An 8,268-nucleotide genomic window follows, 5' to 3' on the forward strand; every position below is an offset into this window, starting at 1 on the left:
GCCCCCCCCCCCCCCCCCCCACCGCCCCCGAAAGATTTTTAGGGGGGTGACCACCGCCCCCCGGACGGACTTCGGTTCCTTAGATCCCCAGCTTATAACCAGACAAAACAATAGCGTAACTCTTTTGAGATCACTTACAGGAAAATCAGAGGGGCAGGGTGGGCCGGGGGGCCGCCCATCCTGCCCCCTCATGTCCCTGGATGGCGCGGGGTGTGTAGCCGGCGATACGCCCAGATCCCCAGGGCGGCTGTCCCCAGGATCACTCCGAGCCACCACCGCGAGAGCAACGGCGAGGGGGTCGAGACGCAATGTTGCCGATGGGCCTCTCCCATCAGGCGCTCATATAGAGAGGCCACCCAGGTCGGTCGAGGTTCCACCGGACGCAGGGTCTCCGCCAGCCGTTCGGCAAGCTGGAAAAGCTCTCGTTCTTCTGGAGAAAAGGTTAACGGAGGAAGCGGAAAAGCGGCATCCCCTCGAAGTCCCTGCCGCAATCGCGTGGCGTGGAGTTCTAACCAGTGGGCCAGATCCGGCATGCGGTCCTCCAGATGGCGTTCTACCACACAACCCAGCCCCGGGGCTTGCCCCGCTCTCGAGAAGGGATCCTGTATCGCTGGCGGGTTAGCCGGAGAGTTCCCGCGTCAGCTCCTTTCGGAGCGCCTCCAGCGTGCGGTGATACAGCACCCGGATCGCCCCTTCGGTTCGCCCCATAATCCGGGCGATCTCGGCATTCGGAAGCCCTTCCACAAACTTCAGGATCAACAACTGTTGCCGGTCCGGCGGCAGACGTCGAATCGCCTCTAACAGCCGTTCCCGTTTCTCCCAATGTTCCAGGGCCGCTTCCACGCGTTCGGGGTCCCGGTCATGCCCGTTCTCCGAAAACGGGATCGTGGGATGGCGCCGGCGATCCCGATGCCAGTTGGCCACCAGGTTATGAGCGATGCGAAACAGCCATGCGGCGAAAGGGAGGCCTCTTTCCTGGAACCTCGGCAGATGTTGCAGCGCCTGCAGGAAGACCCGGCTGGTCAGATCCTCTGCTTCCTCGGGATCTCCGGTTCGGTAAAAGATGTAGTTGTAAATCGAGCGGACATAGCGAAGATAAAGCTCCCCGAAGGCTTCCGGATCCCGCCGGGCTCGTTCCACCAGCCTTCGTTCGTTTTCCCGAGAATGTGTGGAAGAACGTTGGGCGCTCATAAATAAAAACACCGTTCCTGCCAATTCGTGATGGGAGCTTACTTCAGGATCGCTTGTTGCGATCTTCCAGTGTTGGATGTTTGGGGATTGCAGTAGATCACAGACTGGGCCTGTCAAAGGCTCTTGCTGAGGCGAGCGCTTCCCATCTCAGAGAGAGACGCGGCGACGCTCCTCAGGCAGGCAGAACGGCTTTTCAAGACTAAGTGTTCCGCAGCGGTTTGTCCCCGTGCTCAGACCCGCCCTGGGATTTACTGAAAGGATCAAATGGGTGTGGTGCGGATGGGTTGCGCCTCGATATCTGGAATGCAACAGGCTCCCGTTCCACTCTCAACCGCTATCGGTGGCGGAATCGGCGCTAACCCGTTCAAGGGACAGCCGGATTTGCCACGTTCCTGTAACTTAAGTATACCAAGGAGCGGGAGGAGGGACAGCGAATCATTCCGGGTGGCGGAGGAAATCCGACGATGGACAAAACCCAGGTGATTGAAACGATCCGTCAGGAATCCGTGCTCATCGATCGAGCCGGGCTGATTTCGCTGTATGGGGCTGTGCTCCGGCTGGCCGGGCTGGGGGTTGGTGGCGTCCTGTATCAAGCCGGGCGACAGGCCGGGATCCGGGGCGCTCAGCTCCTTCGAGAACGCCTGGGACTGGAGGGGGAAGAATTGCTGGAGGCCGCGCGGGTCGCCTTCGAAGCAGCGAACTGGGGGCGTGCCTCCTGGCGATGGAAGGATTCCTCGCTCTCTATCGAAGTAGAGGGCTCGATCCTCGCGGAAGGCTTAAGACCACAGAAAAAGCCCATCTGCCATCCTCTGGCCGGCTACATCGCTGGCTTCCTGGAGATCGCTCTCCAGCGCACCGTGCGGGTTCGGGAAGTGACTTGTGCCGCCGTTGAGGGTTCGATCTGTTACTTCGTGGCCGAGGTCGAAAACTAAAGAGTAGGTAAAGCGGAGGTGATCTTTGTTCGTCCATGCCCGTCCGGCCACCCGGGCCGACCGAACGGCGATCCTCCAACTGATCCGAGGACATCGACGGGCGCAGCTGGCCCTGGACTGGTGGTCTCTGGAGGAGTGGCTGGATGCACCCACCGCATGGGTTGTGGAGCGAATGGGGCGGATTGTAGCGTTCTGGTTAGGCATCCAGGTGGATAGCCCGGTGGCATGGCTGCGAGGGGCGGCCGTGGCCGATGACGAGGACGCGGTTGCGCTGTTCCGGCAACTCTGGCCCCATTTCGCCCGCGCGATGGTCCGTCAGGGGGCGGAGCAGGTGGTCGGGATGGCCTATGGGGAATGGCTAGAGCCCGTTTATCAGGCGGCCGGCTTCACCCAACAGACCGTAGTGATCACCCTGCGGAAGGACGACTGGCGGATCCCGGAGATCCCGGCTGCCCCCGTTCACATTCGGCGGGCTATGCTGGTGGATATCCCTCGCATCGCGGAGGTGGATCGGCTGGCCTTTGAGCCGATGTGGTGGTATGGCCCAACGATTTTGACCCGAGCGTGGCGTCAGGTGCCTTATTTCATTGTGGCGGAGGAGGAGGGCAAGATCATCGGGTATGCGTTCACGGACCTCTATGGCATGCATGGCCACATCGTTCGCCTGGCCGTTCATCCAGCGCATCAGGGGCGGGCCATTGGAGCGCGATTGCTGGCGGAGAGCCTGCGGTATCTGATCGATTTGGGGGCTTACCCGATCACCCTGAACACCCAGATCGAAAATCAGGCCTCCCAGGCCCTCTACCGGCGTTTCGGCTTCCACCCCACTGGTCAGGAGATCTCCATCTGGGGTTGTTCATTGAAGGGGGAATGAAATCGTTCTCCACGATCACGGAGAGCGGGCGCGGCGATGTTCACCGCCAGATCCTGCAGGCCCAGCCGCAGCACCCCCGCCACCCTTGAAAGATCGGCGCCGCGATCTCCCATATGAGTCCTTCCGGCCTGCGCAGCGGCTGTAGGCGATAAGGTGCACCAGGAGGCAGGCGATTGGCCTCGATCAGACCAGTCGGGAACTCTGGGCCAGTTCCGATTACTGAAATCGTGTCAATCCGTTTCACCGATTGCGAGGGCAAGCGCTCCGAGCAGCCCTGCTCGCTCCCCCAGCGCCGGAGGCACGATGTAATCCTCCAGATCCCCTTGCAACGCCGGGATCGGCAGATAGCGATTCAGAAGCTCCTTTACCCGTTGCCGGATACGAGGGAACAGACTCCGGTTCTCCATCACACCGCCCCCCAGGATGATCCGCTCCGGGGCCAGGATGCAGAGGATGCTCTGCAAACCGAGAGCCAGATATTCCGCCTCCAGATCCCACGCAGGATGATCCCAGGGCAGGGACTCCGGCGGTTGCCCCCAGCGGGCTTCCAGCGCCGGCCCCGAGGCCAGCCCTTCCAGACAATCCCCGTGAAACGGACAGATCCCGGGGAAGGGATCCCGTCCCCAGTCGTGAGGGATGCGGATATGTCCCATCTCCGGATGGAGGGCGCCATGGAGGAGCCGTCCGTGGATCACTGCGCCACCTCCGATGCCGGTCCCCACTGTCAGATAAACGAAGGTTTCCAGGCCCCGGGCCGCGCCCCACCGTCCCTCGCCGAGAGCGGCTGCGTTTACATCGGTCTCCAGGTGGACAGGGACATGGAACACGTCCTGAAGGGGCTTCAAAAGGTTCGCACCGGACCATCCTGGCTTTGGGGTAGTGGGAATGGTGCCAAAGGTGGGAGAATTCGGGTTCAGATCGAGAGGGCCGAAAGCTCCGATCCCGATGGCCTGAAGCGTCGAATGGAAGTTCTGGAAGAAGGCGATGACCCGTTCCATCGTTTCTTCCGGGGTTGTGGTGGGAATGCGGGTGACCGCCCGCAGATCCTCCGGCCCGGTTCCCACGGCACAGAGGAATTTGGTGCCGCCCGCTTCGATCGCGCCATAGAGCCCCATGGGGTTCTCGCTCCAGGTTGTAGAAGATGAGGAAGAAGATCTGTTCCTTTCGCAGGGCGCGCCAGGCGGTGTGCGAAGGCGGTAGCCTGAGGGGCGCCATCCGAGATCAGCCCCAGGAGGGCGAGCCTCCCGGCGAGCGATCGGGCGTTTGGGATGGGATAAGAGGATGAGCTCGGCGGGGGCCTCGCTCTCCCCCGCGGAGGCCTCGCCGCCTCTCTTCTGGCGCGCCGGATCGTGCTTTACCGCTAACAGGCGGAAGGGCTGCGACGATCGCCCTTTCCCCTGGATCTCCCTGAGGGAGCGGCGCTACCGCGCGTCGATCATCCCACGCGGATGCTCTCGATGGCCCTTCGGAGACGGTGAAGGGCTTCCGCGGGGCCTTCGGGGGCCTCAAAGATCGAGGCCCCGGCGACCAGAACGGTGGCGCCTGCTTCCACCAGAACAGGGGCGTTCTCCGGCCCCACCCCGCCGTCCACCTCCAGCTCGATGGGCTGACCGAGGGCATCGATCATCCTCCGCGCCCGACGCACCTTTTCCAGCATCCGCTCGATAAACGCCTGGCCCCCGAATCCCGGGTTGACGGTCATGATCAGCACCTGGTCGACGTCGGGCAGGATTTCCTCGAGCGCGCTCAGAGGCGTGGCCGGGTTCAAGGCCACGCCAGCCCGCAAGCCCAGCCCCCGGATCTGTTGGATCACTCGATGGAGGTGAGGGCATGCCTCCACGTGGACGATCAGACGATCCGCGCCCGCGCGAGCGAACGCCTTTAAGTAGCGCTCCGGGGCCTCTATCATCAGATGCACATCCAGAGGAAGACCGGTGATCCGGCGCAGCGCCGCCACGATCGGCATCCCGAACGTCAGGTTCGGGACGAAATGGCCATCCATGACGTCCACGTGGATCCAGTCCGCCCCGGCCTCGGCGACCTCGGTCACCGCCCGGGCCAGACAGGTGAAATCCGCGGAGAGAATGGAGGGCGCGATCCGGATCCTCGTCATGCCGGCACCTCCCGGAGGGGAACGCCAGCGATCCGCGGACGACGCCCGATCGTCTCCGCCCGCAGCTGGCCACAGCCTGCCGCCACGTCGATCCCTCGCCGCACCCGGACCGTGCAGGGGATCCCGGCCTTTTCCAGGACACGTCGGAAAGCCTCCACGCGTTCCGGCGGAGAGGCTTCCCCTGGAAACCCCGGAGTGGGGTTCAGGGGGATCAGGTTGACATGGGCCAGCATCCCCCGGATCCATCCCACCAGCGCTTCGGCCTGTTCCAGGGTGTCGTTGACGCCCCGGATCATCACCCATTCGAACGTGATCCGCCGATGGGTCTGTTCGATGTAATCGCGGATCGCTCCCATCAATGTGCGGAGGGGATAGACGCGGTTGATCGGAACCAGCCGATCGCGCAGCTCATCGGTAGCTGCATGAAGGGAGATGGCCAGGTTGATCTGCCATCCCTCCCGGGCGAATCGCCGGATGCCCGGGACGATCCCCACGGTGGAAACAGTGATGCGACGCTGGCCCAGATGAAGGCCATCTGGATGGATGAGAAGGCGCAGCGCTTTGGCGGTGTTGGCGTAATTCGCGAAAGGCTCGCCCATTCCCATGAACACCACATGGGTCAACCGTTCGCCGTGGGCGGCCAGCCAGCGGGCGATCCAGAGGACCTGCTCCACGATCTCACCGGCGGTGAGGTTGCGCATGAGACCCATTTGCCCGGTGGCGCAGAAGGGACAACCCATGGCGCAACCCGCCTGGGTCGAGACACAGGCGGTGCGCCGGTCGGTGTATTCCATCAGCACCGCCTCCACCTCCGTCCCGTCCGGCAGCGCGAAGAGCCACTTCCGGGTCCACCCATCCTGGGAGACCCGTTCGGCCAGCGGTCGAAGGGTCGATAGCGCAAAGGTCTCCGCGAGCCGGGCCCGCAGGGCTTTGGGCAAATCGGTCATCGCCTCGAAGGTGGCGGCGTCGCGCCGATAGACCCAGTTCCAGATCTGACGGGCCCGATAGGGCGGCTCTCCCCAGCTCTCCAGGACCTCGGTGAGCTCTTCCAGGGATAGATCCAGTAATCCACGCATCTCGGCATCCTGTGGGGTTATGTTCGCTGGGAACTGAACCTGCTTCCCATTTCGTCGGTTTTTCAGCGACCTCGCCAAGGCCCTTTGGGCCTCGGGGAGGGGCTGTTCCCCCAGCCCTTCCATCCGCCAGTTGTTGAGCGCCGCCTCAGCGCAGGGATGGAGGGGACACGAGGCAAGTTCATCCTAATCGAGAGATCGGCTGGGAGGCAAATCCATGCCGGGCGAAGCCCTCCCCTCCGTGTTTTGGATTGGGAGGTTTTCAGGGGTGGTGTGGGAGCCTTTGGCTTCCCACACCGCCCCCGCCAGATTCCTTTCTCCCCCCTCCTCCCCGCCCCCCAGGGCATGGAGAGGGGACATCTTTTCGATTTCGTGGATGAGGAAAGCTGCCTCCGGCGGCCTTCCTTATCCACAAATTGAGAATCCCATCCCTCTCCAGGAATCGCTATCGAAGCGGGGAGGGTTGCCGGGCAGGAGCTCGATGGAATTGACTTCAAGGGCGCTCTTCCTACAATGGATAGGGTGTAAGCTGTCGAAACTCGCCACGCAGCGGCGTCTCCCCTCTTTCCCAATGGCAGGGCAAAGCGCTCTGTTGCAAACGGGGGGTTGAGGGTAGTTGGGCGGGCCGTCGCATGGAGCCTGCCCAGCCTTTGAAGCCCTAATCCGGATATGGGCCGCAAGCAGCGTGATCGTTCAATCGAACCCGATGGGAGGAAGCGATGGATATCTTTGCGAAGTGCTATGGGTTCACCACTGCGAAAGAGGCGATGGCGGCCGGCTTCTATCCGTATTTCATCCCCCTCGACGACACCGAGGGAACGGAAGTGGTCTACCAGGGGCGCCGGATTTTGATGTTCGGATCCAACAACTACCTGGGATTGACCACTCACCCGAAAGTCAAAGAGGCGGCCATCGACGCCGTGAGGCGATACGGGACCTCATGCACGGGCTCTCGCTTCCTGAACGGAACCCTGCGTTTGCACCGGGAGCTGGAGGAGCGCCTGGCGGCCTTCGTCGGCAAGGAAGCGGCGCTGGTGTTCTCGACCGGTTACCAGACCAACCTGGGGACGATCTCCGCGCTGGTCGGGCGGGGGGATTATGTGATCCTGGATAAGGAGGATCACGCGAGCATCGTGGACGGCGCCCGCATGTCCATGGGGGTCACCAAGCGGTTCTCCCACAATGATATCGCCGCCCTGGAGCGACAGCTAGCCGCCCTTCCGCCGGAGGCAGGCAAACTGGTGGTGGTGGACGGCGTTTACTCGATGGGGGGCGACATCGCGCCGTTGCCGCAATTGGTGGAAGTCTGTCGCAAATACGGAGCGCGGTTGATGGTCGACGACGCCCATTCCCTCGGGGTGCTCGGGCCGAACGGCCAGGGGACGGCGGCCCATTTCGGACTCACGGAACAGGTGGATCTCATTATGGGCACTTTCAGCAAGTCTTTCGCCTCCATCGGCGGCTTCATCGCGGGGGACGAGCCGGTGATCCATTACATCCAGCATCATGCTCGTTCCCTGATCTTCAGCGCCAGCCTGCCCGCGCCGAACGTGGCCGCTGTGTTAGCAGCCCTCGAGATTATGCTGGAGGAGCCTGAGCGGATCCGGCGGGTGAATGAGATCGGCGCCAAGATGCGCTACGAGCTCAAGCGCCTGGGCTTCGACATCGGGCCCAGTCAGACCCCGATCGTGCCGATCATCATCGGCGATGATATCCGGACTGCCTTGACATGGAAGGCCCTGTTTGAGGAGGGCGTCTACGTGAACTGCGTGGTGGGGCCTGCGGTTCCCCCCGGAAAGCAGCTTCTGCGCACGTCCTATATGGCCACCCACACCGATGAGCAGCTGGAGCGCGGCCTGGAGATCTTCGAGCAGGTCGGACGGATGATGGGGCTGATTAACCCTTCGACAGCGCACGTGGAAGAGCCTGCGCCATCCACGGGCTCCTGAGAGGAGGGAGAAGGGGTGTGGGGCCGGGGGCCCCGAGCCCCCGGCCCCACCCCCCAACCGTCCACACACCCCAACCTTCCAAAAGCATATCCTTCGGAGGCGTCCCCTCTGCCGCTCGATGAATATCTCTGTCGGG

8 protein-coding genes are annotated in these 8,268 nt (G+C 62.9%); 3 read left to right on the forward strand and 5 right to left on the reverse strand.

Going from position 1 to position 8,268, the window contains the following annotated elements:
* Positions 1-188: 188 nt before the first annotated feature.
* Both NZM16_RS00215 and NZM16_RS00220 read right to left on the reverse strand, forming a co-directional pair.
* Positions 189-533, reverse strand: coding sequence for a hypothetical protein (locus NZM16_RS00215; RefSeq protein ID WP_295450704.1), 345 nt, complete (start codon positions 531-533; stop codon positions 189-191).
* 85 nt (positions 534-618) lie between these two features.
* Entirely contained in the window at positions 619-1,140 is a 522-nt protein-coding gene (locus NZM16_RS00220) for a sigma-70 family RNA polymerase sigma factor (protein ID WP_295477688.1), read from the reverse strand.
* A gap of 515 nt (positions 1,141-1,655) precedes the next feature.
* On the opposite strand from NZM16_RS00220, the gene NZM16_RS00225 reads away from it, so the two are divergent.
* Both NZM16_RS00225 and NZM16_RS00230 read left to right on the forward strand, forming a co-directional pair.
* Complete coding sequence (locus tag NZM16_RS00225; protein WP_295450710.1) at positions 1,656-2,123, forward strand: V4R domain-containing protein; 468 nt, start codon at positions 1,656-1,658, stop codon at positions 2,121-2,123.
* 25 nt (positions 2,124-2,148) lie between these two features.
* A complete protein-coding gene (locus tag NZM16_RS00230) occupies positions 2,149-2,997 on the forward strand; it encodes a GNAT family N-acetyltransferase (protein WP_295450713.1) in 849 nt (282 codons plus the stop codon).
* Between the two features lie 230 nt (positions 2,998-3,227).
* Here NZM16_RS00230 and NZM16_RS00235 read toward each other — a convergent pair whose 3' ends face one another.
* From NZM16_RS00235 to rlmN, 3 genes are all read right to left on the reverse strand, one after another.
* Positions 3,228-4,112 carry an ROK family protein gene (locus NZM16_RS00235; RefSeq protein WP_295450716.1) on the reverse strand — a complete coding sequence of 295 codons (885 nt, stop codon included), beginning with the start codon at positions 4,110-4,112 and terminating at the stop codon, positions 3,228-3,230.
* 320 nt (positions 4,113-4,432) lie between these two features.
* Entirely contained in the window at positions 4,433-5,110 is a 678-nt protein-coding gene (gene rpe / locus NZM16_RS00240; protein ID WP_295450719.1) for a ribulose-phosphate 3-epimerase, read from the reverse strand.
* Positions 5,107-6,186: a 23S rRNA (adenine(2503)-C(2))-methyltransferase RlmN gene (rlmN, locus tag NZM16_RS00245; protein WP_295450722.1), complete on the reverse strand. Its 1,080-nt coding sequence runs from the start codon at positions 6,184-6,186 to the stop codon at positions 5,107-5,109. The genes rpe and rlmN overlap by 4 nt, the downstream gene beginning before the upstream one ends.
* A 716-nt stretch (positions 6,187-6,902) precedes the next feature.
* On the opposite strand from rlmN, the gene NZM16_RS00250 reads away from it, so the two are divergent.
* Positions 6,903-8,132: a pyridoxal phosphate-dependent aminotransferase family protein gene (locus tag NZM16_RS00250; RefSeq protein WP_295450724.1), complete on the forward strand. Its 1,230-nt coding sequence runs from the start codon at positions 6,903-6,905 to the stop codon at positions 8,130-8,132.
* Positions 8,133-8,268: the final 136 nt, after the last annotated feature.

The sequence above is a fragment of the Thermoflexus sp. genome, from assembly GCF_025055495.1.
Classification (GTDB): domain Bacteria; phylum Chloroflexota; class Anaerolineae; order Thermoflexales; family Thermoflexaceae; genus Thermoflexus.

Bases quoted from the DNA above. Each gene is read 5' to 3' on its own strand.
- rlmN (WP_295450722.1), bottom strand. From the start codon at position 6,186: ATGCGTGGATTACTGGATCTATCCCTGGAAGAGCTCACCGAGGTCCTG.
- NZM16_RS00250 (WP_295450724.1), top strand. From the start codon at position 6,903: ATGGATATCTTTGCGAAGTGCTATGGGTTCACCACTGCGAAAGAGGCG.
- rpe (WP_295450719.1), bottom strand. From the start codon at position 5,110: ATGACGAGGATCCGGATCGCGCCCTCCATTCTCTCCGCGGATTTCACC.
- NZM16_RS00235 (WP_295450716.1), bottom strand. From the start codon at position 4,112: ATGGGGCTCTATGGCGCGATCGAAGCGGGCGGCACCAAATTCCTCTGT.
- NZM16_RS00225 (WP_295450710.1), top strand. From the start codon at position 1,656: ATGGACAAAACCCAGGTGATTGAAACGATCCGTCAGGAATCCGTGCTC.
- NZM16_RS00215 (WP_295450704.1), bottom strand. From the start codon at position 533: ATGCCGGATCTGGCCCACTGGTTAGAACTCCACGCCACGCGATTGCGG.